Origin of the sequence: Dactylosporangium sp. NPDC006015 (assembly GCF_040614215.1) — a bacterium.
Taxonomy (GTDB): domain Bacteria; phylum Actinomycetota; class Actinomycetes; order Mycobacteriales; family Micromonosporaceae; genus Dactylosporangium; species Dactylosporangium maewongense.
The window spans coordinates 137,497-162,050 of sequence record NZ_JBEXUD010000013.1 but is presented as its reverse complement, the minus strand read 5'-3'; the positions used below and the strand labels follow the sequence as shown (position 1 = coordinate 162,050).

The 24,554-nt window shown below is 71.4% G+C and carries 19 protein-coding genes; 16 read left to right on the top strand and 3 right to left on the bottom strand.

What is annotated here, in order from left to right; genetic code table 11:
- Nucleotides 1-13 precede the first annotated feature (13 nt).
- The 3 genes from ABZ321_RS24525 to ABZ321_RS24515 all read left to right on the top strand — a co-directional run bounded on the left by ABZ321_RS24525 (nucleotide 14) and on the right by ABZ321_RS24515 (nucleotide 2,719).
- The gene (locus ABZ321_RS24525) at nucleotides 14-802 is read left to right on the top strand and encodes a hypothetical protein (protein WP_354894955.1); all 789 of its coding nucleotides are present in this window, start codon (nucleotides 14-16) and stop codon (nucleotides 800-802) included.
- Entirely contained in the window at nucleotides 799-1,230 is a 432-nt protein-coding gene (locus ABZ321_RS24520; protein WP_344505712.1) for a GntR family transcriptional regulator, read from the top strand. The genes ABZ321_RS24525 and ABZ321_RS24520 overlap by 4 nt, the downstream gene beginning before the upstream one ends.
- A gap of 364 nt (nucleotides 1,231-1,594) precedes the next feature.
- Nucleotides 1,595-2,719 (top strand): SMI1/KNR4 family protein, encoded by a 1,125-nt coding sequence (locus ABZ321_RS24515; protein ID WP_354894952.1) that lies wholly within the window; start codon nucleotides 1,595-1,597, stop codon nucleotides 2,717-2,719.
- On the opposite strand, the gene ABZ321_RS24510 is transcribed toward ABZ321_RS24515, so the two are convergent.
- Nucleotides 2,713-2,886, bottom strand: coding sequence for a hypothetical protein (locus tag ABZ321_RS24510; RefSeq protein ID WP_354894949.1), 174 nt, complete (start codon nucleotides 2,884-2,886; stop codon nucleotides 2,713-2,715). The two genes, ABZ321_RS24515 and ABZ321_RS24510, sit on opposite strands and share 7 nt — an antisense overlap.
- Nucleotides 2,887-2,899: 13 nt before the next feature.
- On the bottom strand, nucleotides 2,900-3,925 hold the full coding sequence (locus ABZ321_RS24505; RefSeq protein ID WP_344511104.1) for a LacI family DNA-binding transcriptional regulator: 1,026 nt from the start codon (nucleotides 3,923-3,925) through the stop codon (nucleotides 2,900-2,902).
- Between the two features lie 193 nt (nucleotides 3,926-4,118).
- Between ABZ321_RS24505 and ABZ321_RS24500 the strand changes: the two genes are divergently transcribed.
- From ABZ321_RS24500 to ABZ321_RS24440, 13 genes are all read left to right on the top strand, one after another.
- Nucleotides 4,119-5,894 (top strand): beta-L-arabinofuranosidase domain-containing protein, encoded by a 1,776-nt coding sequence (locus ABZ321_RS24500; RefSeq protein ID WP_354894946.1) that lies wholly within the window; start codon nucleotides 4,119-4,121, stop codon nucleotides 5,892-5,894.
- Nucleotides 5,895-5,920: 26 nt separating this feature from the next.
- Nucleotides 5,921-9,229 (top strand): discoidin domain-containing protein, encoded by a 3,309-nt coding sequence (locus ABZ321_RS24495; RefSeq protein WP_354894943.1) that lies wholly within the window; start codon nucleotides 5,921-5,923, stop codon nucleotides 9,227-9,229.
- 18 nt (nucleotides 9,230-9,247) lie between these two features.
- Complete coding sequence (locus tag ABZ321_RS24490; protein ID WP_354894940.1) at nucleotides 9,248-10,279, top strand: LacI family DNA-binding transcriptional regulator; 1,032 nt, start codon at nucleotides 9,248-9,250, stop codon at nucleotides 10,277-10,279.
- A 38-nt stretch (nucleotides 10,280-10,317) separates the two neighbouring features.
- Nucleotides 10,318-11,589: a sugar ABC transporter substrate-binding protein gene (locus ABZ321_RS24485; RefSeq protein ID WP_344511096.1), complete on the top strand. Its 1,272-nt coding sequence runs from the start codon at nucleotides 10,318-10,320 to the stop codon at nucleotides 11,587-11,589.
- 102 nt (nucleotides 11,590-11,691) lie between these two features.
- The gene (locus tag ABZ321_RS24480) at nucleotides 11,692-12,618 is read left to right on the top strand and encodes a sugar ABC transporter permease (RefSeq protein WP_354894937.1); all 927 of its coding nucleotides are present in this window, start codon (nucleotides 11,692-11,694) and stop codon (nucleotides 12,616-12,618) included.
- 12 nt (nucleotides 12,619-12,630) lie between these two features.
- The gene (locus ABZ321_RS24475) at nucleotides 12,631-13,413 is read left to right on the top strand and encodes a carbohydrate ABC transporter permease (RefSeq protein WP_344511092.1); all 783 of its coding nucleotides are present in this window, start codon (nucleotides 12,631-12,633) and stop codon (nucleotides 13,411-13,413) included.
- Nucleotides 13,414-13,487: 74 nt separating this feature from the next.
- Complete coding sequence (locus ABZ321_RS24470) at nucleotides 13,488-15,944, top strand: beta-L-arabinofuranosidase domain-containing protein (protein WP_354894934.1); 2,457 nt, start codon at nucleotides 13,488-13,490, stop codon at nucleotides 15,942-15,944.
- Nucleotides 15,945-15,953: 9 nt separating this feature from the next.
- Entirely contained in the window at nucleotides 15,954-17,441 is a 1,488-nt protein-coding gene (locus tag ABZ321_RS24465) for a family 43 glycosylhydrolase (RefSeq protein ID WP_344511088.1), read from the top strand.
- Nucleotides 17,442-17,527: 86 nt separating this feature from the next.
- Nucleotides 17,528-18,385, top strand: coding sequence for a metallophosphoesterase (locus tag ABZ321_RS24460; protein WP_354894931.1), 858 nt, complete (start codon nucleotides 17,528-17,530; stop codon nucleotides 18,383-18,385).
- Between the two features lie 314 nt (nucleotides 18,386-18,699).
- Complete coding sequence (locus tag ABZ321_RS24455) at nucleotides 18,700-20,337, top strand: ABC transporter substrate-binding protein (protein WP_354894929.1); 1,638 nt, start codon at nucleotides 18,700-18,702, stop codon at nucleotides 20,335-20,337.
- Entirely contained in the window at nucleotides 20,322-21,266 is a 945-nt protein-coding gene (locus ABZ321_RS24450) for an ABC transporter permease (RefSeq protein WP_354894926.1), read from the top strand. The genes ABZ321_RS24455 and ABZ321_RS24450 overlap by 16 nt, the downstream gene beginning before the upstream one ends.
- Entirely contained in the window at nucleotides 21,263-22,099 is an 837-nt protein-coding gene (locus tag ABZ321_RS24445; RefSeq protein ID WP_354894923.1) for an ABC transporter permease, read from the top strand. Before ABZ321_RS24450 ends, ABZ321_RS24445 begins: the two co-directional genes overlap by 4 nt.
- Nucleotides 22,096-23,718 (top strand): ABC transporter ATP-binding protein, encoded by a 1,623-nt coding sequence (locus tag ABZ321_RS24440; RefSeq protein ID WP_354894921.1) that lies wholly within the window; start codon nucleotides 22,096-22,098, stop codon nucleotides 23,716-23,718. The genes ABZ321_RS24445 and ABZ321_RS24440 overlap by 4 nt, the downstream gene beginning before the upstream one ends.
- On the opposite strand, the gene ABZ321_RS24435 is transcribed toward ABZ321_RS24440, so the two are convergent.
- A complete protein-coding gene (locus ABZ321_RS24435) occupies nucleotides 23,696-24,496 on the bottom strand; it encodes an AfsR/SARP family transcriptional regulator (protein WP_344511076.1) in 801 nt (266 codons plus the stop codon). The two genes, ABZ321_RS24440 and ABZ321_RS24435, sit on opposite strands and share 23 nt — an antisense overlap.
- Between the last annotated feature and the right edge of the window lie 58 nt (nucleotides 24,497-24,554).

Below are 24,554 nucleotides of genomic sequence, written 5' to 3'. Positions count from 1 at the left end.
TTCGGGAGTGCTCATGACTTCGGCAGAAGAGCGGGCCGCGCGCGCCTGGCTGGTCGGCAACGGGCTGCCCGACGCGCCCGTGAGCGAGCTGCTGGTCGCCCGGCTCGCGGCCCGGCGGCGGGCGCGCCTCGCCGACCACGTGGTGCTGGCCGCGGTGTTCATCGTGGCGGCGCTGGCGCACGTGGCCGACTTCTCGGCCGAGGCCGGGTCGTCGTCGGGCCGGCCTGTGCTGCTGGTGGTCCTGGCCGCGGCGACCGCGGGGCTGCTGGTCGCCCGGCTGCTCATCGCGCGATGGCTGGCCGCGGCCGACCGGCGGGCTGGGGCGGCGCTGCCGCGCCGGGCGGCCCACTCCGTGAAGCCCGGCTGGCGGGTGGTGCTCGGCCTTCCGCACGCCGTGTTCGACCTCGCCACGCTCGGGGTAGCGGTCGTGCTCGCGCTCGGCGCGCTGACCGTCGAGGAGCCGACGGTCCGGCAGGGCGCGGTGATCCTGCTTGTGGCCGTGCTCGGCGTCGGCGCGGGAAGCGCCGTGCAGCTGCGGCAGCTGCTGACCCGGCCTGTGGTGGCCGAGGACGAGATGTCACTGACCACCGACGTCATCATGCGGATCGAGGACGCCAGAGACGCGACGGCCCCGGCCGTGCTGTGGTCGCTGCCGGTCGTCCTGCTGTTCGGCCTCGCCCCCGCCTGGTGGAGTGCGGCCGCGGTGGCCGCCGTCGTCCTCGGCGTCGCCGCGCTCGTCCTGCTCCACGCCCGGACGCCGGGGAGCCTCGCCACGGCCCGGCAGGCGATGATCGTCCAATGATCGTCATCGACGCGGCCTCGGCCGTCCCGCCGTTCGAGCAGTTACGGGCCCAGCTCGCTGGGCAGATCCAGGACCACACGCTCCCGGTCGGGTTCCGCCTGCCGCCGATCCGCAGCCTGGCGACGGACCTGGGCCTGGCCGCGAACACGGTGGCCCGCGCGTATCGGGAGCTGGAGGAGGCCGGCCTGATCGAGACCCGCGGCCGCGCCGGCTCGTTCGTGTCCGCCGCGGGCGAGGCGGGCCGGGAACGCGCCCGGCAGGCCGCCGCCGACTACGCCGCCGTGGCGATCAGCGTCGGCATCGATCTCGACGAGGCGTTGCACATCGTGGAGGCGGCGTTCACCGCGTCCGCCCCGACCGCCACCCGGCCTGCCCCGCCGCTGGCCCGGCCGAGCGCCCCCGGTCCAGGCGCCACCTCCGCCACGTGACCGGCGCTCCGTCGTGGAGGCCGCCAGCGCCCCCGCCGTGTCGCGGGAGGCGGCCTGGTCGAGTGCCTTCGCCGTGTCACGGCAGGCGGCCTGGTCGAGTGCCTTCGCCGTGTCACGGCAGGCGGCCAGGTTGAGTGCCCTTGCGGCGTCACGAAAGGCGGGCCGGTCGGGTGCCGTCGCAAGCGCCTCGGCTCGCGGTCCGGGGTGCGGGCCCGTGCGATCGGGCCGTGCGACCGGCCGGTGGACGATCCGGCCGACCAGCCTTTGACCAGCTCAGCTTTCACGCAGCCGGCGTGACCGCTGCATGCGTCCCTTCTGTGCCATCGTGACGGCGGCGCCCGGCGTACCGTGCCTAAAGTGGGGCGTGACTTCGACCGGGCGGCCCCACACAGCCGAGCAGTGGCGGGTCTACCTCGCCGGGTACAGCGCGGACTTCTTCCGCGTCGCCGACGCCGATCGGCTGGACCGGCTCGGGGAGGAACGGCGGGCCTCTGGGTGGCTCGGGTTCGACGGTGCGGGCGAGGACGCGCTCGCCGCCGTTGAGGAGCGGCTCGGGGTGGCGCTCCCGCCCGGGTACCGGGCGTTCCTGGAAGCCTCTGACGGGTGGCTGGAGATGGGGCCGTTCGTGTGGACGATGCGGACCACCGCCGACGTCGGCTGGCTGCGGGACCTCGAGCCCGACATGTGCGACGCGGGCGACGAGGACGACGAGCTGATGGCGCGGGCGCTGCTGGTGTCCGCCGACGCGGACGCCTGCTACTGGCTCCTCGATCCCGAGGACGTCAGCGACGACGGGGAGTGGGCGGCGTACGACTGGGCCTCGTGGTACCCCGGCCTCGGCGACCGCCACGACTCGTTCGCCGATCTCGTCGCCGCCGAGCGGGCGTCGTTCGAGGAGCTCAATGCCCGCGACGGGCGGGCGCTCGAGCCTGCGGGGGCGGCCGAGCTGGTCGCCGAGGGGCGGCGGATGGCGCTGCAGGGCGACGCCGAGGGGGCGGCCGGGCGGTTCGAGGCGGCGGCCCGCAAGGGGTCGGGAGCGGGCCGGTACCTCGCCGTCGTCGTCGCGGCGTTCCTGGATCCTGACGTGCACCACAGGATCCGCAACGACGTGCTCGGGCATCCGCACGTGGTCGAGGCGGTCGGCGCCGGGCGGGTGCGCGCCGAACTCGTCCCGCTGCTCCTGCGCCGCGAGCCCGGCGAGTGGGCCCGGCGCCTGGTGACACAGACCGTCGGCGAGCCCGGCGAGGTGCCGGGACTGCCGGACCCGCCAGAGTTCGCCGCCGCGCTCGAAGAGGCCCGCGAGCTCACGCGCGGCGGCGACGCCGGGGAAGCCTGGTCGGTCGTGGCCGCCGCGGTGCCCGGGTGGCACAGCGACGACCCACTGCGCATCGCACCCCTGACCCTGCTCACCGATCCGGTGCTGAGCCCTCTCGTCACCGCCGAGCGGGCCGCCTGGATCGTCACCACCCCGCGCGGCGACGGTCACTGACCGACCCACGCCAGGGCGGCGGTGGACAGGCCCGCTCCGCGGCCGACGTCGAGCGCTCGGCGGGCGCGTCGGTCGAGGCGGGCCGATCGCAGGATCTGCTGGTGGACCGGCGGGCGGTCGAACGCGTACGCCGCCGCGAGCCGCTCGCTGTCGTAGACGCTCGTCACGGTGCCGGCGCCGTCAGCGGGTGACCGGGGCGACGCCCGTGGACTCGCGGACGACCAGGCGGCCGGGCTGGCGGACGACGCCCGAGTGGTGGTCGCCGTCGAGGGCGGCGAAGAGGTGGCGGACGGCGGTGGCGCCGAGCTGCTCGAGGTTGAGGTCCACCGTGGTCAGTGGGGGGCGGCACTCGGTGGCGAAGACCTCCCAGTTGTCGTAGCCGACCACGGCCACGTCGTCGGGGCAGGTGCGGCCCAGGTCGCGCAGGGCCTCGGTGACGCCGGAGGCGATCTGGTCGTTGCCGCAGAAGATGGCGTCGATGTCGGGGTGCGAGGCGAGCAGCCGCGAGGTGGCGTGCCGGCCCCAGCGCTGCGACCACTGGCCGAAGAGCGGCTCGCCGACCAGGGAGAGGCCTGCCGACGAGAGGCCCGAGGCGAAGGCCAGGGCGCGGTCGCGGGCGGCGCGGTAGCCATGGTCGCCGGTGATGTGGGCGATGCGCCGGCGGCCCAGCGAGACGAGGTGCTCGGCGGCGAGGTGGGCGCCGCCGGCGTCGTCGGCGACGACGGACAGGTCCGCGGGGTCGTCGGACTCGCAGTACGCGTACACGACCGGCACGGGGATGCTGCGGGTCAGTGACGGGCGCAGGTCGTTGGCGTCGCCGAGGATGATGAACCCGTCGACCTGCCGGGCGAGCAGCGTGCGGATGTAGTGCTGGCGGCGGATGGCGTCGCCGCGGGCGTCGCAGAGCAGGACGCTCATCTGCTCGTTGCCGAGGGCGTTCTCGGCGCCGAGCAGGACCGGGATCGCGAAGCGGGCGGCCGACAGCTCGTCGGTGAGCAGGCCGATCGTGCGGGTGTTGCCCGAGATCAGGCCGCGCGCGAGCACGTTGGGCTGGAAGGACAGCTCCTCCGCGGCCTGCTGGACCCGCCGCCGGGTCGCCGGGGCCACCTCGTCGCGGGCGTTGAGCGCCTTGGAGGCGGTCGCGACCGAGACGCCGGCCAGCTTGGCGACGTCGGTGAGGGTGACCTGCGCGCGTTTCCTGCTCACCAGCGGCCCTTCTCAAGCATCCGAAAACTTTTCGGCGAGCATACACATGCTCGGTTGCGTGTCACAACTGTCACAAACCGACATTCGGGTCAGATCAGCATCGCCGCGCGCAGGAAATCGACCGTTGACACGACGAGGCCATGCTGCCATCCTTCCGAAAAGGTTTTCGTAACACAGAAAGGTGGGTACCGCAGTGACGTCGGACGCCAGCGGAGGGCCGGTGCTCCCGTCCCGCGGGGTACTGCGGCCCGTCGATCCGCGACGGGTACGCATCACCGGCGGGTTCTGGGCGCAGCGCCAGGCGGTGAACGGCACCGCCACGATCGAGCACTGCCGCACCTGGCTCGACCGGCTCGGCTGGACCGGCAACTTCGCCACGACGGGCACGGGCACCGAGCGCCGCCGCGGCCGGGAGTTCTCCGACTCCGAGATCTACAAGCACGTCGAGGCGATGTGCTGGGAGTCCGTCCGCCCCGGCGGCACCGACCACTCGGCGCGGCTGGACGAGCTCACCGCCATGATCGCCGCCGCGCAGGCCCCCGACGGCTACCTGCACACCGCGTTCGGCCGGCCCGGCCAGCCCGAGCGGTACAGCGACCTGAACTTCGGCCACGAGCTCTACTGCGCCGGCCACCTCATCCAGGCCGGCGTCGCCGCGGCCCGCACCGGCCTGGCCGGCGGCCTGCTCGAGGTGGCCCGCGGCGTCGCGGACCACGTCTGCGCGACCTTCGGCGACGAAGGGCTGTGCGGCCACCCGGAGATCGAGACGGCCCTCGTGGAGCTGTTCCGGGTCACGGGCGAGCAGCGCTACCTCGACCAGGCGGCCCGGTTCGTCGAGCGGCGCGGGCACCGCAGCCTGCCCGAGCACGAGTTCGGCTGGCGGTACTTCCAGGACGCCGTGCCGGTCCGCGACGGCGAGGCGTTCGCCGGCCACGCGGTCCGCGCGCTCTACCTCGCCGCCGGCGCCGTCGACGTGGCCGTGGAGACCGGCGACGACGCGCTGCTCGGCGCCGTGGTGGGGCAGTTCGACCGGACCCTCGCCCGGCGCACCTACATCACCGGCGGGATGGGCTCGCGGCACCTCGACGAGTCCTACGGCGACGACTTCGTGCTGCCGCCGGACCGCGCGTACTCCGAGACGTGCGCCGGTGTGGCCACCGTGATGCTCGCGCACCGGCTGCTGCTGGCGACCGGTGACCTGCGCTACGGCGACATCGTCGACCGGGTCCTGCACAACGTGATCGCCACCGCGGTCGCCGACGACGGGCAGTCCTTCTTCTACGCCAACACCCTGCACCAGCGGACCCCGACCGAGGCGGTGCCGCCGGACCGGGAGCAGCTGCGCTTCGGCGGCGGGCCGCGCGCCCCGTGGTTCGAGGTCTCCTGCTGCCTCAACAATGTCGCCCGGCTCGTCGCCTCGCTCGGCACCTACCTGGTGACGGAGGACGACACGGGCGTGCAGCTGCACCACTACGCACCGATGACCGTCGACGGGGAGCGGGTCACCGTCGAGACCGACTACCCCGAAGGCGGCACCGTCGTCGTCACCGCCGACCGGCCCGTCACCGTGCGGGTGCCGGCCTGGGCGGACGGCGCCACGCCGACCCGCGACGGCGACCAGGTCCGCCTGGACCTGCCCATGAAGCCCCGCTGGACGTTCCCCGACGCCCGCGTCGACGCCACCCGCGGCTGCGCGGCCGTCGAGGTGGGCCCGGTCGTCATGTGTGCCGAGTCGGTCGACCAGGAGGACGGCGTCACCCTCGACGACCTCCAGGTCGACACGTCGGTCGCCCCCGAGGCCACCGCTGTCAAGGGGCGGCTGCTGCACCGGGCCGAGCGCGGCTGGCCGTACCAGAGCCGCGAGGACAGTCCCGAAAGCTCCGATCCGATCGTGGTCACCCTTGTGCCCTACCACCGCTGGGCCCGGCGCGGGCCCTCCACGATGCGGATCTGGCTGCCCACCACCTGACCCCCACCCGAAATGGAGGTGACGCGATGCCACACCCCCGCTGGAAACTCAGGCTGGCAATCGCGTTGACGACCGCCCTGACCGGCTCGATCGGTGCCGCGACGCTGGCCGCCAACCCGGCGTCCGCGGCACAGACGATCGGCTACCCGACGTTCAACGGGCCGGCCGTGCCCGCACCACCGGTCGCGATGAGCACCGGCAACACCATGCAGGCCATCTTCGACGCGGAGAGCGGCGGCACGGACTTCTGGATGGACCGGCTGCTCGCACGGCCCGGCAACGACCCCGCCGGCACCTGGCTGATGACCCGCGGCCGGGGCGTGTTCATGAAGACGCACACGCCGTCGACGCTCGGCTTCGGCGGTGACGTCGCGTACTGGGAGAGCATCAACGGGCAGGGCGCGTTCACCGTCACCGCCGGCACCGGCACCTGGACCGAGCAGGTGTCGCAGCGCTGGCAGGCGCCCAGCCACTGGAAGAGCGTCCACACCAACGGATCCCTGCGGATCAACCAGACGAAGTTCATCACCCACAACAACGTCGCCGTCGACAACCTGGCGATCACCAACACCGGCACCGCCTCGCAGACGATCGCGCTGCGGGTCACCTCGCCCTACGCCACGTCCGGCAGCGGCGACGAGCTGACCGGTCAGGTGGGCGTGAAGAACGCGCTCACCACCCTGTACCCGCGGCTGTCCGCCGACGGGTTCACCGCCACCAGCGGCGGGCTCAACCGGTCGGTGACGATCGCGGCCGGCGCCACCGTCACCACCAAGGTGCTGCTCGGCTTCGTCGCCAACGAGATCCCCGACTCGCTCACGGAGTACAACGCCTACAAGGGCTACAGCGCGGCGACCGCCTTCTCGACCCATGTGCGGGACTACAACCGCTGGTGGGCGGTGAACGTGCCGTACCTCGACGTGCCCGAGCCGGCCATCAAGAAGAACATCTACTACCGCTGGTGGCTGATGCGCTTCAACTACCTCGACGTCGACATCCCCGGGCAGGACTTCCAGTTCCCGGTCTCGGTCGAGGGCGCGCTGGGCTACAACAACGCGATCGCGCTCACCCAGCCGATGCACATCGACGACCTCAAGTACCTGCGCAACGCCGCCTTCTCCTACGGGCCGTGGCTGTCGGTCGGGCAGACGTCCAAGGGCGGCCGCTTCATGGACAACCCCGGCGACCCGGAGAACTGGTCCAACAGCTACACCCAGTACATCGCCGAGGCGGCCTGGCGCAGCTACCAGATCCACGGCGGGCAGCCCGCGATCGCCGGCAACCTCGCGAAGTACGCCGAGGGCGACGTGAAGGGCCAGCTGTCCTACTACGACCACAACAACAACGGCCTCATCGAGTACGACTGGGGCGCGCTCACCGGCAACGACGCCGACGCCGTGTCCTTCCACTGGCGCTCCGGCAACATGGACCGGGCCGAGTCCGCGTACGTCTACAGTGGAGCGCTCGCCGCGGTCCAGGCGTACACGGCGATCGGCAACACCACGAAGGCCGCCGAGATGCAGGCGATCGCCGACCGCATCCGCAACGCCATCGTGTCGACGCTGTGGGACTCGACCAACAAGCTTATCGAGCACCGGCACGTCTCCACCAACGCGCTCGTGCCGTGGAAAGAGATCAACAACTACTACCCGTACTCGGTCGGCGCGATGCCCAACACCGACGAGTACAAGCAGGCGCTGCGGCTCTTCGCCGACCCCGCCGAGTACCCGGTCTTCCCGTTCTTCACGGCCAACCAGAAGGACAAGGCGGCCGCCGCCGCGGCGGGCCAGCCGGGCAGCAACAACTTCTCCACCATCAACTCCACGGTGCAGTTCCGCCTGTACTCCTCGGTGCTGCGCAACTACCCCAACCAGTGGATGTCCACTGAGGACTACAAGAAGCTGCTGTACTGGAACGCCTGGGCGCAGTACATCGGCGGCAACACCCAGTGGCCGGACGCCAACGAGTTCTGGGCCGACTGGAACGCCGGCACGAAGAACATCGACTACCGGTCCTGGATCCACCACAACATCCTCGGCAGCAGCAACTGGACCGTCATCGAGGACGTGATGGGCCTGCGGCCCCGCAACGACAACCAGGTCGAGCTGAGCCCGCTCAACATCGGCTGGCCCAACTTCGCCGCCAACAACCTGCGCTACCGCAACGCCGACCTCAGCGTCGTGTGGGACGACCCGGCCGACGGCGTCGTCAAGTACAGCGGCATCCCGCAGGGCTACTCCATCTTCGTCAACGGCACCCGCGTGGCGACCGTCGACAAGCTGGTCCGCCTGGTGTGGAACCCGGCCACCGGCGCGGTCACGTTCCCGGCCGGCGGCGGCGCGACCGTGCAGTTCAGCGCGGCGTACTCGGGCCTGCAGGCGCCGGCCCAGGTGAGCCAGACCAGCGCCCAGATGGTCGACATGTTCAACAAGGCCGGCGTCGACCTGACCTCGACCCTGCCGAACTACGCGCAGGGCGTGGCCACCTCCGCGTCCTACACGGCGAGCGGCACCGCCGGCGCCAACGCGGTCGACGGGTTCCCGATCAACGAACCGACGTGGGGCACTTACGGCTCGCCGAACGCCACCGACTGGCTGGAGCTCAACCTGGGTCAGGCGCGGACGGTCGACGAGGTGCGGCTGTGGTTCCGCAACGACCGGGCCACCAACCGGTACCGGCAGCCCAGCTCGTACCAGATCCAGTACTACAACGGCAGCGCGTGGGTGAACGTGGCCGCGCCGGTGAAGACGCCGGGCACGCCACGGGCGAACTACAACGTCGTCAACTTCACCGCCGTCAACACCACCAGGCTGCGGGTACAGGTGACCCACGCGTCGGGCTTCAAGACCGCCCTGACCGAGGTCAAGGTGTACAACCGGGGCGGCGGCACCGTGCCCCCGCCGACGGGCGGCAACCTCGCCCTGAGCGCCACCCCGAGCGCGTCCTACACCTCGTCGTGGGAGAGCGTGGCCGCGCTCAACGACGGCATCGACCCGCCGAGCTCCAACGACACCGTCAACCCGCGCTGGGGCACCTGGCCCAACACGGGCGAGCAGTGGGGCCTGCTGACCTGGTCATCCGCGCAGACGGTGAACGCCGCCGACGTCTACTTCTTCGACGACAACGGCGGGGTGCGGCTGCCCGCGTCGTGGAAGTTGCAGTACTGGAACGGCACCGCCTACGTGGACGTCGCCGGCGCATCCGGCTACCCGCTCGGCATCAACCAGTACAACCACGTGACGTTCACCGCGGTGAGCACCACCAGGCTCCGGGTGCTCCTGCAGAGCGGCACCGCGTCGGTCGGTCTGCTGGAAGTCAAGGTGACCGGCCCGTAACCCCAGAAAGGTCCGCCCGTGCACAGCGTACGAAGGCCCCCGGCGATGCGGGACGTCGCCCACCTCGCCGGGGTGTCCCACCAGACCGTGTCCAGGGTGGTCAACGACCACCCGAGTGTGCGGTCCGAGACCCGAGCCAGGGTCCTCGCCGCGATGCGGGCGCTGGACTACCAGCCCAACGTCGCGGCCAGGACCCTGGCGACGAACCGGTCGCAGACCGTCGGCCTGGTCACCTTCGACACCACGCTGTTCGGGCCGTCGTTCATGGTCCACGCCATCGAACGCGCGGCCCGGGAAGCGGGCTACTTCGTCAGTATCGCCAGCGCCAGGGAGCTGAACGTGCCCTCCGTGTCCGAAGCGATCCGCCGACTGCGGGAACAGGCGGTCGAGGGGATCATCACCCTCGCCCCGGTCGCCGCGGCCTGGACGGCGCTCGGCCGCTCGCTGCTCGACGTGCCCGCGCACGTGCCGATCGTCGGCATGGGCATCGACGTGGCGGCGATGCCGGAGGTGCCGATGGTGGCCGTGGACAACGCGGCGGGTGCCGGGCTCGCGACCCGGCACCTGATCGCGCTCGGTCACCGCACCGTGCACCACGTCGCGGGCCCGCCCGAGTGGCCCGAGGCCCGCGAACGGCTCGTCGGCTGGCAGGCAGCGCTGGAGGACGCCGGTCTGCCGGTGCCCGTCCCGCTGCCCGGCGACTGGAGCGCCCGGTCCGGCTACGCCGCCGGCCGGGCGCTCGCCGCCGACCCGTCGGTGACGGCCGTGTTCTGCGGCAACGACCAGATGGCGATCGGCGTGCTGCGCGCCTTGCACCAGGCCGGCAGGGCGGTGCCGGACGAGGTCAGCGTCGTCGGGTTCGACGACATGCCGGAGGCGCCCTACCTGCAGCCTCCCCTGACCACCGTCCGGCAGGACTTCGCCGAGCTCGGCAGGCGCAGCATGCACCTGCTCGTCACCCAGATCGCGGCGGGCGTGCGGCAGACCGGTCAGCACCGGTCCGCCCCCGACCTCGTCGTGCGTGAAAGCACCTCCGCTCTTGCTCTTTGATAGCGCTCACAAACAATGTGTCCAGGAAGGGACCGACCTTGAAGCGTTTACTGAGCGGCACCGTCGCCGCCACCCTGTTGTTGGCGCTCGGCGCCTGCGGCGACTCCGCTGACTCCCCGGCGGCGACCGGCGAGGCCGCGGACAGCGGGGCCACGCTCACCCTGTGGACCCGCGCCGCCACCGAGTCCGTGTCGAAGGCGTACGCCGCCGCCTACAACGCCACCCACAAGAACCAGGTGCAGGTCACCGCGTATCCGAACGAGGAGTATCCGGCGAAGCTCGCCTCGGCCGCCGGGGCCAAGGCCTTGCCGGACCTGTTCGCCTCCGACGTGGTGTTCGCGCCGCAGTACGCCTCGCAGGGGCTGTGGCTGGACATCACCGACAAGTTCAACGCCCTGCCGATGAAGGACAAGGTCGCCCCCGCGCACGTGCGCAACGGCACCTGGAACAAGAAGAACTACGCGGTCCCGCACACCATCGACATGTCGGTCATGCTGTACAACAAGGACCTGTTCACCAAGGCCGGCCTCGACCCGGAGAAGCCGCCGGCGTCGCTGACCGAGTTCGCCGCGGCCGCCCGCGCCATCGACAAGCTCGGCGGGGACATCAACGGCACCTACTTCGGCGGCAACTGCGGCGGCTGCAACGTCTTCACCCTGTGGCCGTCGGTGTGGGCCGCCGGCGGCGACGTGATGAACGCCGAGGGCACCGCCTCGACCATCGACTCCAAGGAGATGTCGGAGGTCTTCGCGCTCTACCGGAAGCTGTACGACGAGGGCGTCGCCGCGCCGGCGTCGAAGGACGAGGCCGGCCCGACCTGGCTCGGCGCGCTGCAGAGCGGCAAGATCGGCATCGCCCCGGCGCCGTCGGCGTGGCTCGGCATCATCGAGGAGAAGGCCACCTTCAAGGTCGGCATCGCGCCGATCAGCGGCATCAACGGGGGCGAGTCGACGTTCGTCGGCGGCGACTCGATCGGCATCGGCGCCACCAGCAAGCACGCCGCGCAGGCCTGGGACTTCCTCGCCTGGACCCTCGGCGACGAGGCGCAGGTCGAGGTCGTCGCGAAGAACAAGGGCGTGCCGACCCGCACCGACCTGGCCTCCAACAAGTACTCCTCGGCCGACCCGCGGATCGTGACCATCAACAACCTGATGGGCAAGGGCAAGACGCCGTACGCGAAGAACTTCAACGCCACCTACAACGACCCGCAGAGCCCGTGGAACACCGCGTTCCGCGGTGCCCTGTTCGGCGACGCGCAGAAGTCACTCGGTGACGGCGCCACCGCCCTCACCGCCTCACTGAAGAAGTAGCCGTGCCCGCCCGCCCCTGCGCGAGCGGGGGCGGGCCGCCCGCCCCACCGATACCCCCTCGAACCAGGAAACCCCTCGAACACGGTCGCACCGGAGAAGATGATGACCTTGCTGGCGCCAACGCGACCGACGGTCCTGCCGTCGGCGTCGCCGCGAAGGAAACGCAACAGGCAGTGGATCGGCGCCCTGTACGCCGCGCCGACCGCGTTCGTGGTGGGCATGTTCTTCGTCGTGCCGCTCGGCCTGGTCGTGTGGATGTCGCTGCACCACTGGCCGCTGCTCGGCGCGCCCACGATCAACGCGCCGGAGAACTACGCCGGGCTCGCCGACGACGACCTGCTGCGCACCGCCGTGTGGTTCACCCTCAAGTACACGGTCGTCGTGACGGTCCTGCTGTTCGTGCTGTCGTTCGGCCTGGCGCTCATGGTGCAGCACCGCCGGCGCGGTGTCGGGCTGCTGCGCACCGCGTTCTTCCTGCCCGCCGCGGTCGGCTTCGCCAGCGCGTCGCTGCTGTTCCTCGGCCTGCTCAGCGACGAGATCGGCCCCGTCAACCGGGTCCTGGAGAAGGTCGGGCTGGTCGACGGGTACGTGTCGTGGACCAGCGGCAGCCCCAACTCCGCGCTCGGCTCCGCGGTCGTGCTCGTGCTGTGGCGCTTCGCCGGCTTCAACATGCTGATCCTGCTCACCGGCCTGCAGGCGATCCCGCTGGACGTGTACGAGGCGGCCCGCCTGGACGGCGCGACCCGCTGGCAGGTCTTCCGGCGGATCACCGTGCCCCTGATGCGCCCGACGATTGCGCTGGTGCTCACGCTCATGATCACCGGCTCGCTGCTCGCCTTCGACCAGTTCTGGATCCTCACCCGCGGCGGCCCCGACAACAGCACCACGTCGCTGGTCATGGTGATCTACCGGGAGGCGTTCATCGAGCTGGATCTCGGCTCGGCGGCGGCGATCTCGGTCGTGCTGCTCGGGGTGCTCATCGTGTTCAACGCCATCCAGCTCGGCGTCCTGCGCCGCCGATCGCAGTAGGGACCCGTGCTCATGCCCCGCAAGATCAGTGCCGCCGCCCTCGCCGTCCTCTTCCTGTTCCCGCTGCTGTGGAGCGCGTGGGCGTCGGTGCGCACCCCGTCCGGCTTCGGCCTCGAGAACTACAGCCGGCTGTTCACCTCGGACAACGGCATCCGCTTCGAGCACATCGTCAACAGCGTCACCGTGTCGGCGCTGACCGTCGGTGGCACGCTGCTGGTCGCCACCCTCGGCGGCTACGCGTTCGGTCGGTTCCAGTTCCCGGGCAAGAACGCCCTGTTCCTGCTCACCCTCGCGATCCTGATGGTGCCCTACGCGACCATCCTCATCGCCCTGTACGTGCTGCTGGGGTGGATCGGGCTGCAGGACTCCCTGCTCGGGCTCAGCCTCGTCCTGATCATGTTCCAGCTGCCGTTCTCGATCTTCATGATGCGCAACGCGTTCGAGGCGATCCCGAAGGAGCTGGAGGAGTCCGCCCTGATCGACGGGTGTACCAGCTTCGGCGCGCTCACCCGCATCATGCTGCACGCGGTGCGGCCGGGCCTGATCACCGTCGGGCTGTTCGCGTTCCTCACCTCGTGGAGCGAGTTCTTCGCCCCGCTCATCCTGCTCAACTCCACGGACAAGTTCACCGTCATGCTCGCCGTGGTCAACATGCGCACCGCCTCGTTCGGCGCCATCGACTACGCCGCCCTGGAGGCCGGCGTGACGTTCATGGCGGTGCCCTGCCTGCTGCTCTTCCTCGTCCTGCAACGCAGTTACGTCCGGGGCTTCATGTCGGGCGCGCTGCGCGGCTAGCGCTTCCTCGGCACCACGGCGGACCGTCCACGGACGGACGGTCCGCGGACACCCCATACCCTCGGGAGGGACCCATGTCCTCACCACCGGTGACCCGCCGCAGCGTGCTGCGGACCACCGCCGTCGCCGGCGCCGCCACCGCCGTCGCCCCGCTCCTGTTCTCCGAGGCGGCCGGCGCCGCCCGCCCGGACACCGGCGTCTCCGCCTACGCGTTCCCGCTCACCGCGGTGCAGCTGCTGACCAGCCCGTTCACCGCCGCGGCCGGGCGCATCCACTCCTACCTGCTGTTCCTGGACAACGACCGGCTGCTGCACACGTTCCGCCTCAACGTCGGGCTCTCCTCCTCCGCCACCCCCTGCGGCGGCTGGGAGTCACCGACCACCGAGCTGCGCGGGCACTCGACCGGCCACATCCTGTCCGCCCTCGCCCAGGCGTACGCGAGCACCGGCAACACCGCCTTCAAGACCAAGGGCGACCAGCTCGTCACCGTCCTCGCCCAGTGCCAGTCGCGCGCCGCCACCGCCGGCTACAACACCGGCTACCTCAGCGCGTTCCCGGAAAGTTTCATCGACCGGGTCGAGGCGCGGCAGTCCGTCTGGGCGCCCTACTACACGCTGCACAAGCTCATGGCCGGTCTGCTGGACATGCACCAGCTCGCCGGCAACGCGCAGGCGCTGACCGTGCTCACCGGCATGGCGGCGTGGGTCAAGTTCCGCAACGACCGGCTGACCCTGACCCAGCGGCAGAACATGCTCGACACCGAGTTCGGCGGGATGAACGAGGTCCTCACCAACCTCTACCAGCTGACCGGCGACGCCGCGCACCTGGCCGCCGCGCAGCAGTTCGACCACGCCGAGATCTTCGACCCGCTCGCGGCCGGCACCGACAGCCTGAACAACTACCACGCCAACACGCAGATCCCGAAGATCATCGGTGCGATCCGCGAGTACCACGCGACCGGGACCGTTCGCTACCGCACGATCGCGGTCAACTTCTGGGACATCGTCACCCGCCGGCACACGTACGCGATCGGCGGCAACTCCAACGGCGAGTACTTCAAGGCGCCCGACCGCATCGCCAGCGAGCTGTCCGACACGACCGCCGAGTGCTGCAACTCGCACAACATGCTGAAGCTGACCCGGCAGTTGTTCTTCACCGACCCGTCCCGGGTGGACTACCTCGACTACTACGAGAAGGCGCTCTACAACCACATCCTCGCCTCGCAGGACCCGAACTCCGCGCACGGTTTCCAGTGCTACTACGTGCCGCTGCGCGCCGGCGGGATCAAGACCTACAGCAACGACTACAACAGTTTCGTCTGCTGCCACGGCACGGGCATGGAGAGCAACACCAAGTTCGGCGACAGCATCTACTTCCACGACGGCGCCAGCACCCTGTACGTGAACCTGTTCATCCCGTCGGTGCTGACGTGGTCCGCGCGCGGCGTCACGATCCGGCAGGAGACCGGCTTCCCGGAGGCCGGCTCGACCAAGCTGACCGTCACCGGGTCCGGCACGTTCACCGTGAAGGTCCGGATCCCGTCGTGGGCGTCCTCGGCGTCGGTACGGGTGAACGGTGCCGCTCAGGCCGCGCCCGCACCCGGCTCGTTCGCCACGATCGCCCGCACCTGGGCCTCCGGCGACGTCATCGACGTGACCCTGCCGATGGCGCTGACCCGCGAGTCCGCCAACGACAACAGCAGCGTGCAGGCGGTGAAGGTCGGCCCGATCGTCCTCGGCGGGCTGTTCGGCACCAACAATCTCAGCGCACTACCCGTACTCAACCCGGCCACGCTCACCGCGACGGCGACCCCGTTGCAGTACACCGCCGGCGGGGTCACCCTCCAGCCGTTCTACAAGGTGCACGGCCAGCGCTACAGCGTCTACTGGTCGGTCAACACCAACCCGCCGCTGCCGCAGTTCGTCGCGCACTACCAGTTCGAGAACAACGGCACCGACGCCACCGGCAACGGCCGCACCGCCACGGTCACCAACGGCACCTACGTGACGGGCCGCACCGGCAGCGCCGTCAACCTCAACGGCACCAACGGATACGTGGCGCTGCCGTCGGGGATCCTGGCCGGCGCCACGAACTTCGCCGTCGCCCTGTGGGTCCGCATCGACACGATCACCAACTGGGCCCGCGTCTTCGACTTCGGCAGCGGTACGGGCGTCAACATGTTCCTCGTCGCCAGGTCGGGCTCCGGGACCGCGCGGTTCGCGATCACGGCCACCGGCGCCGGCGGCGAGCAGCGCATCGACGCCCCGTCCGCGCTGCCGGCCGGTGCCTGGACGCACGTCGCCGTCACCCGCGAGGGCAACCTCGGCGTGCTCTACGTCAACGGCGCCGAGGTGGCCCGCAACACCGGGCTGACGCTCAGCCCGTCGAGCCTCGGCGCCACCACGCAGAACTGGGTCGGCCGCTCGCAGTACGCCGACCCGTACCTCGACGGCGCCGTCGACAGTCTCCGCATCTACAGCCGCGCGCTGACCGCCGCCGAGGTCGCCGGCTTCGCCGCCAACGGAACCTGAGAGGTTTTGATGTTGCATCGACCAGTCGTGCTCGCCGTGCTCGCGGCGACGACCGTCTCCGTGCTCAACTGGCCGGGCGTGGCCGCCGCCGCGCCGGTCACCTTCGCCAGCACCGTCGTCAACCAGTCCAGCGGGCAGTGCGCCAACGTGCCGGGCGGCGCACCCACCAACGTCCTGCAGCTCGTGCAGGCCGCCTGCAACGGCGCCACCAGCCAGAACTTCACCTTCGTCCCGGTGGCGAACGCGACCGGCACCTACACCGTCAACACGCTCACCTCCGGTTCCTGCGTCGACGTGACCGGCCGGTCCACCGCGGACAACGCGACGATCATCCAGTACACCTGCAACGGCCAGACCAACCAGCAGTTCCGGCTGCAGGCGGTCACCGTCTCCGGCGCCACGAACACGTTCAACCTCGTCGCCGTCGAGTCCGGCAAGTGCGTCGCGCCGGCGTCGGCCGGGCTCGTGCAGCTGACCTGCTCCACGGCGGCGACGCAGGTGTGGCGGCTGCCGTCGTACAACGGCGGCACGACGACCACGCGCACCTTCACCAACCCGCTCGACCCGCAGGGCCCGGACCCGTGGCTCACGTACTACAGCGGCTACTACTACCTGGCGTCCACGACGTGGAACCGCACGATCACGATGCGCAAGAGCCGCACGCTCGGCGGCCTGGCCACCGCGCCGGAGACCGTCATCTTCAACCTCACCCGGCCCAACGGCGCCGGCACCATGTGGGCGCCCGAGTTCCACCTGCTGAACGGCCCCAACGGGCAGCGCTGGTACTTCTACTACACCGCCGGCGCCGAGCCGTACAACCTCGGCACGCAGCGCATCCACGTCCTCGAGAGCGCGGGCCTCGACCCGATGGGCCCGTACACGTTCAAGGCCGACCTGCTCGACCCGACCTCTGACAACACGTGGGAGCTCGACCCGAGCATCCTGCAGCTCAACGGCCAGCTGTACCTGCTCGGCACGTTCTACAACGGCTCACAACCGATGTTCATCCGTCCGCTGTCGAACCCGTGGACGGCCAGCGGCACCCGCCGCATCCTCTCCACGCCCACCTACAGCTGGGAGACGGTCGGCGGCGCCGTCAACGAGGGCGCCGAGGTCATCACCCACGGCGGCAAGACCTTCATCATCTACTCCGCCAGCCACTGCTCTACCCCGGACTACAAGCTCGGCATGCTCACCTGGAACGGCGGCGACCCGCTCAACTCGTCGTCTTGGGTGAAGTCCCCGAACCCGGTCTTCCAGCGCTCCAACGCCAACTCGGTCTACGCCCCGGGCCACAACGGCTTCTTCAAGTCCCCCGACGGCACCGAGGACTGGATCGTCTACCACGCCAACAGCTCCACCAGCGGCGGCTGCGACATGAACCGCAGCACCCGCGCCCAGAAGTTCACCTGGAACGCCGACGGCACCCCCAACTTCGGCGTCCCGGTCGCCCTGGGCACCCAACTCCCCGTCCCCTCAGGCGAACCCGCCTCCTGACCGTCCCGCGTCCACGACGGGCGGGACCGACCGGTCCCGCCCGTCTCGCGGTGGACTGCGGGTGGCCGGTGTGCCATCGTGGGCGGATGTCACGGGTGGTGACGTTGCCGGCGGTGGGCAGGTTGCTTGCCGTCACCGACCTGCACGGTAACCTCGCGGACTTCCAGGCGATCGTGGCCCGGTTCAGGGCCATCGTGGACGCTGGGGGGCCGCGGCCGCACCTGCTGTTCTGTGGCGACCTCGTGCACGGGCCGGCCATCGAGCCGCAGGCGTGGCCGGAGCATCTCGGCGACTTCTATGTCGACCAGACGCCGCGGCTGCTCGCCGAAGCCCGTGAACTCCAGGAGGCCTACCCGCAACAGGTCCACTTCCTGCTGGGCAACCACGAGCACGCCCATCTGGGTGGCCCGCGGTTGGACAAGTTCCATACCGACGAGGCGGCCCACCTGGAGCGGCAGTACGCCCCGGGTGGGTTCGCCCCGGTCCGGCGGTGGATGGCGGGCTGGCCGCTCGCGGCCGTCGCGCCGGGCGCGGGCATCGCCTTCACCCACGCCGCGCCGCACGCGCAGATCGCCGGGCCTCGTGACCTCGACGACCTGGCGCTGACCGGGTACGAATCGGTGCCCCTGGCCGACATGGCGTCGACCGGGCCGCTCGGGGCGCTGCTGTGGGCCCGGACCACGCCCGCCGAGCGGGGCTTCGCGTTCCTTCGTGCCCTGCACGTCGGGTGCAAGGTGGCGGTGTTCGGCCACGACATTGTGCGGGAAGGGCACTGGATCGAGCATGAGCCGCTGTTGTGCGTCTCCAGCAGCTTCGGGTGCTACGACGGCGACAAGGTGTACCTGGAGTGGGATCTGGCCCGCCCGGCGGGCAGCGCCGCCGAGGTCGCCCGCGACGGCCTGCGACGGCTGCACCCCGGCGCCCGGCCGGTGCATCGCACCTGAAGCTCAGCGCTGTGCGGGACGGGGCGATGGTCACGGTGCGTCGTCGAGGTCTTCCCTGCGCGGGAGGGGGACGGGGCTGATGTCGTGGCCGAGGTCGACGATGGCGCGCAGAAGGTAGGCGCCGAGGCGACGGAGAAAGTCCATGCCACGGAGCTTGACGGTGGTCGATGCAGTGGCGGTACCGCGGCGGCTGGGAGGCTCCTCCAGCGAGGCTCCACGCGGACTGTAGCGGAACTGTGCGGAAGATCTACCCGGTTCGATCACGCTGGGCGACATCGCGTCCCCCGCTGGCATCGACGACAGGACCTCCCGATATGCGACAGCTCCGTACTCTGGCGGCCGCCGCCACCGCGCTCAGCCTCTTAGCCGCCGCCGGGTGCGGGTCCACGCCCGCGTCCGGTGAGGGCGCCGCAGGGGAGGGGGCGCCGGTCGCGGGTGGGACGTTCAACTACGCGATCGACTCCGAGCCCAGCTGCCTCGACCCGCACGTCAGCCTCGCCGACGCCACCGCGTTCATCACCCGCGGGGTCGTGGACTCGCTCGTGGTGCAGGACGCCGACGGCGGCTTCAAGCCGTGGCTGGCGAAGTCGTGGAAGGTCTCCGACGACCTCAAGACGTACACGTTCGACCTGCGGACCGACGTCACGTTCCACGACGGGACGAAGTTCGACGCGGCGGCGGTGAAGGCGAACTTCGACCGGATCGTGGCCAAGGAGACCAAGTCGCAGTATGCGAGCACCCTGATCGGGCCGTACACCGGCACCACCGTCGTCGACGAGCACACCGCGGAGGTGCGGTTCAGCGCGCCGTTCCAGCCGTTCCTGCAGGCGGCGAGCACCGCGTACCTCGGCATCCAGTCGCCGAAGGCGTTCACCGACTACGCGGGGGCGCTGTGCGAGCACGTCGTCGGGTCGGGACCGTTCGTGTTCACCAGCCACACCCGGCAGCAGAACGTGACGCTGACGCGCAGCGCGACCTACACCTCGGCGCCGCCGAACGCGAAGCACGCCGGGCCCGCGCACCTGGACAAGGTCGTCATCCGGTTCCTGTCCGAGAGCGCCACCCGGCTCGGCACGCTCACCAGCGGTGAGGTCCAGGGGATCAGCGCCGTGCCGGTGCCCAACGTCGCGGCGGTGCAGGCGAACACCGCACTCCAGCTCGTCCGCACCGACGCGCAGGGGGCCGTCTACACGCTGTACCCGAACACGTCGCGGGCGCCGTTCGACGACGAGAAGGTCCGCAAGGCGTTCCAGCAGGCGCTCGACGTCGACACCCTCGTCAAGAGCGTCTACTTCGGACAGTACAAGCGGGCATGGGGCGTCCTGTCGCCCAACACGAAGTACTACGAGCCGTCGCTGGAGCAGAAGACGAAGTACGACGAGGCGGCCGCGAACAAGCTCCTCGACGAGGCCGGCTGGACCACCCGCGACGCGGACGGGTACCGCACGAAGAACGGCAAACGGCTCGCCGTGGTCTGGCCGTACACGCAGCAGCAGGCCGCCGTCCAGCAGCGGGGCACGTTCGCCCAGGCGGTGCAGGCGGCGGAGAAGAAGATCGGCATCGAGGTCGTGCGGACCAGCGTGCAGACCGCCGAGCTGTTCGGGCTGGTCGCGAAGGCCCAGTACGACATCTTCGACGAGAGCTGGACCCGCGCCGACCCCGACCTGCTGCGCATCTTCTTCGCCTCCACCAGCAAGCCGCTCACCGGCCAGAACATCTCGTGGGTCAACGACGCGACCGTCGACGGCTGGGTGAACGGCGCGTCCGCCACCGCGGACGACGCCAAGCGCAAGGACGCATACAGCCGCACCCAGCTGTGGGTGCAGGAGCACGCCGCCGCGTTCCCCGTCTACGTGCCCGCGTACCTGCTCGCGGCGTCGACGAAGGTGCACGGCCTGCGGTCGGACCCGGCCTCGTTCCCGCTGCTCTACGACGTGTGGCTGACGAAGTGAGCAGGGTGCGGTGGCTGCTGCGCCGGCTCGCCGGTGGTCTCGGCGTGCTCCTCGGCGCCGCCACCGTCACCTTCCTCGCGATGGAGCTCATCCCCGGTGACCCGGCGCGCGCCCTGGTGGGCAGCGCGCCGGCCACACCGCAGACGATGGCGCTGATCCGGCACGAGATGGGCCTCGACCTGCCGCTGCCGGTGCGGTACTGGCACTACCTGGCCCGGCTCGCGAGCGGTGACCTCGGCCGCTCGTACCAGCTGCAGCAACCGGTGTCGGCGATCATCGGCGAGCAGGTGTGGCCGACCGTGCAGCTGGCGCTCGCCGCGACGCTCCTCGCCTTCGCGGGCGCGGTGCTCGTCGCCACGCTCACCGCCGGCCGGTGGCGGGTCGCCCGTGGCGTCGCGCAGGCGGTCGAGCTGGTCGCGGTGTCCACGCCGAGCTTCTGGCTCGGGCTGCTGCTGCTGTCGGTGTTCGCGTTCCGGCTGCGGCTGGTCCCAGTCGGCGTCGACCAGGGCCCCGCGGCGCTGATCCTGCCCGCCGTCACCCTCGCCGTCCCCGTCGGCGCGATCCTCACCCAGGTGCTGCGCGACGGGATGGAGGGGGCGCTGCGGCAGCCGTTCGTGGTGTCGGTGCGGGCCAGGGGCGTCGGCGAGCTCGGCGTGCGGGCGCGGCACGTGCTGCGGCACGGGCTGAGCCCGGCGGTGACCCTGTCGGGCTGGCTCGTCGGGCACCTGCTCGGCGGGGCGGTGCTCGTCGAGACGGTGTTCGCCCGCCCGGGCCTCGGGCGGGTCACGCTCGCCGCCATCAGCAGCCGCGACTTCCCGGTCGTCATCGCGATGGTGCTGTTCGTCGCGGTGGTGTTCGTGGTGGTGAGCACGCTCGTCGACGGCCTGTACCGGGTCATCGACCCACGCCTGCGGGGAGCGGCTCCATGACCGACATCGCGGTCACCGCGAAAGCAAGGCCACGGGTGCCGGCGGCGGGCGTCGTCGTCGCCGGCGTGGTCCTCGCCGCGCTGCTCGTCGCGGTGCTCGTGCCGGACAGCCTGGCCACAGGGCCCGACGAGGTCGACCCGCTCATCGCGCTGCGGCCGCCGGACGGCACGCACTGGCTCGGCACCGACCAGCTCGGCCGGGACGTCTACGCGCGGATCGTCCACGGCGCCCGCATCTCGCTCGTCACCGGCGTCGCCGCGACCGTCCTGGCCGTCGTGGCCGGCACGCTGCTCGGGCTGCTGTCGGCGCTCGGCGGGCGGCTGGTCGACGAGGTGCTCATGCGCGCCGTCGACGTGCTGCTCGCGCTGCCCGGCATCCTGCTCGCCCTGCTGGTCATCGCGGTGCTCGGACCCGGCCCGGTCAGCGAGCTCGTCGCGATCGCGTTCGCGGCGGTCCCGGGGTACGCGCGCATGATCCGCGGGCAGGCGCTGTCGGTGCGCCGCGCCGACTACGTCACCAGCGCCGTCGCCGTCGGCGTCCGCCCGATCGGCCTCGTCTGGCGGCACGTGCTGCCCAACTCGCTCGGCCCGGTGCTGGTCCTGGCGACGCTCGGCACCGGCAGCGCCATCATCATCGGCTCGTCGCTGAGCTTCCTCGGCCTCGGCCCGCGCCAGCCGACCCCGGAATGGGGCGCGATGCTCGCCGACGGCCGTGACTTCCTGTCCACCGCCTGGTGGGTGGGCGTCTTCCCCGGCCTGGCCATCACCGTGACGGTCGTCGCGGTGACCGTCCTCGGCCGCCGCTGGCAACGACGATTCGAAGGGCTCCGATGACACTGTTGCGAGTGGACGACCTGCGGGTGACGTTCCACAGTGGACGCGAGCGGGTCGAGGCCGTGCGGGGCGTGTCGTTCCAGATCGAGGCGGGGGAGTGCCTGGCGGTCGTGGGCGAGTCCGGGTCGGGCAAGAGCGTCACGGCCCGCACCCTCGTCGGCCTCACCGGGCCGTCCTCCGAGGTGGAGGCCGCCCGCATCGAGTTCGCCGGGCGGGATCTGCGCAGGCTGAGGCCTCGCGGCTGGCGGGAGGTCCGCGGCCGGGGGATCGGTCTCGTGCTGCAGGACGCGCTCGTCTCGCTCGATCCGCTGCGCACCGTCGGCGCCGAGATCGCCGAGGCCCTGCGCGTGGACGTGAAGGACCGCCGGGGAAGGGTGCTGGAGCTGCTGCGCGAGGTCGGCGTGCCCGAGCCGGAGCAGCGCGCCCGGCAGCACCCGCACGAGCTGTCCGGCGGGCTGCGGCAGCGGGCCCTCATCGCCTCGGCGATCGCGGCCGGGCCGTCGCTGCTCGTCGCCGACGAGCCGACCACCGCGCTCGACGTCACCGTCCAGGCGCAGATCCTCGCCCTGCTCGCCGAGCGCAAGGCGACCGGCACCGCGTTGCTGCTGATCAGCCACGACCTCGCCGTCGTCGCCGGCCTCGCGGACCGCACCGCGGTGATGCGCGACGGCGTGATCGTCGAGTCGGGCCCCACGGCGCAGGTGCTCGGCGATCCGCAGCACCCCTACACCCGCCAGCTGCTCGCCGCGGTCCCCGGCGCGCACCCCCGCGGCACCAGGCTCTCCGGCGGTCAGGCCGCTCAGGTGGCGTCGGCGGCGTCGGTACCGGGGGAGCCCGTCCTCGAGCTCCGCGGCGTCACGAAACGGTTCCGCCTGCCGGGTGGTGGCACCCGGGACGCCGTGCGGGACGTGTCGGCGACGCTGCGCGCCGGCGAGATCCTCGGCCTCGTCGGCGAGTCGGGGTCGGGCAAGAGCACCGTCGCCCGGGTCGCGCTCGGGCTCCTGGCACCGGACGGCGGCGAGGTGCTCCTCGAGGGGCGTCCGTGGAGCGCGCTGCGGGAGCGGGACCGGCGGCCGCTGCGGCGCAGGATCGGCGTCGTCTTCCAGGACCCGCTGAGCTCGTTCGACCCGCGGCACCCGGTCGAGCGCATCGTCGCCGAGCCGCTCGGCGTCATCGGCCATTCCCGGCGCGACCGGCGCCGCCGCGTCCTGCGGCTGCTGGACCAGGTCGGGCTCGGCGCCGCGGTGCTCGACCGGCGGCCGGTCGAGCTGTCCGGCGGGCAGCGGCAGCGGGTCGCCATCGCCCGCGCCCTCGCGCCAGGGCCGGCGCTGCTGGTCTGCGACGAGCCCGTGTCCGCCCTCGACGTGTCGATCCAGGCGCAGGTCCTGGACCTGCTCATCGACCTGCGGGCGGAGCTCGGGGTGGCGATGCTGTTCATCTCGCACGACCTCGGGGTGGTGCACCATCTCAGCGACCGCGTCGCCGTCATGCGCGCCGGCGAGATCGTCGAGGACGGGCCGGTCGAGACCGTGTTCGCCGCGCCGCGGCACCCGTACACCCGACAGCTGCTGGACGCGGTGCCGCGGCTGGAGGTCGTCACACCCGGCACGGCTCGCTGAGCACGCGGCGGATCCGGCCGAGGTCCAGGTCGATGGAGAAGCGCGACGGCACGTGCACCGGCGGCGCGTCGAGCGCCGGGTCGAAGGAGAGCACGGCCTGGTGCAGGCGGCGCAGCGCCGGCGACGGCTCCAGGCCCAGCTCGTCGGACAGGACCGTCCGCAGCCGCGTGAAGACCTCTAACGCGTGCACCTGGCGACCGGAGCGGTACAGCGCCAGCATCAGGTGCGCGTGCAGGTTCTCGTGGACGGGGTGCCGCTCGACCAGCGCGCTGAGCTCGCCGATCAGCTCCTGGTGCCGGCCCAGGCGCAGGTCGACCTCGATGCGGCGCTCGATGGTGGACAGCCGGCTCTCCTCCAGGCTGGCCAGCCACGTGCGCAGCACCGGGCCGGGCTGCACGTCCACGAGCGCCGGGCCGCGCCAGACGGCGAGCGCGTCGCGCAGCGCCGCCGCGGCCGCCGGGTCGTCGCCGTCGCCGAGCGCCTGCCGGCTGTCGCGGAGCCGGTCCTCGAACGCGTCGACGTCCAGCTCGCCCTGCCGAGACACGAACAGGTAGCCGCGGTCGCGGGTGACGAGGCGGCCGGCGCAGGTGGCGTCCCGCTCGTTGCCCAGCCGCAGGATGCGGCGCAGCTGCATGATGTAGGTGTGCAGCGTCGACACGGCGCTCGCCGGCGGGTTGTACTCCCACAGCTCCTCGATGCACTGGCTCACCGGCACCACCTGGTTGGCGTTGAGCAGCAGCAGCGCGAGCAGTTGCCGCTGCTTCGGTGCGGTCGGCACCTGGATCGCCCCGTCAGCGCAAAGGAGGAGCGGGCCAAGAACTCCCAGTTTCACTGCG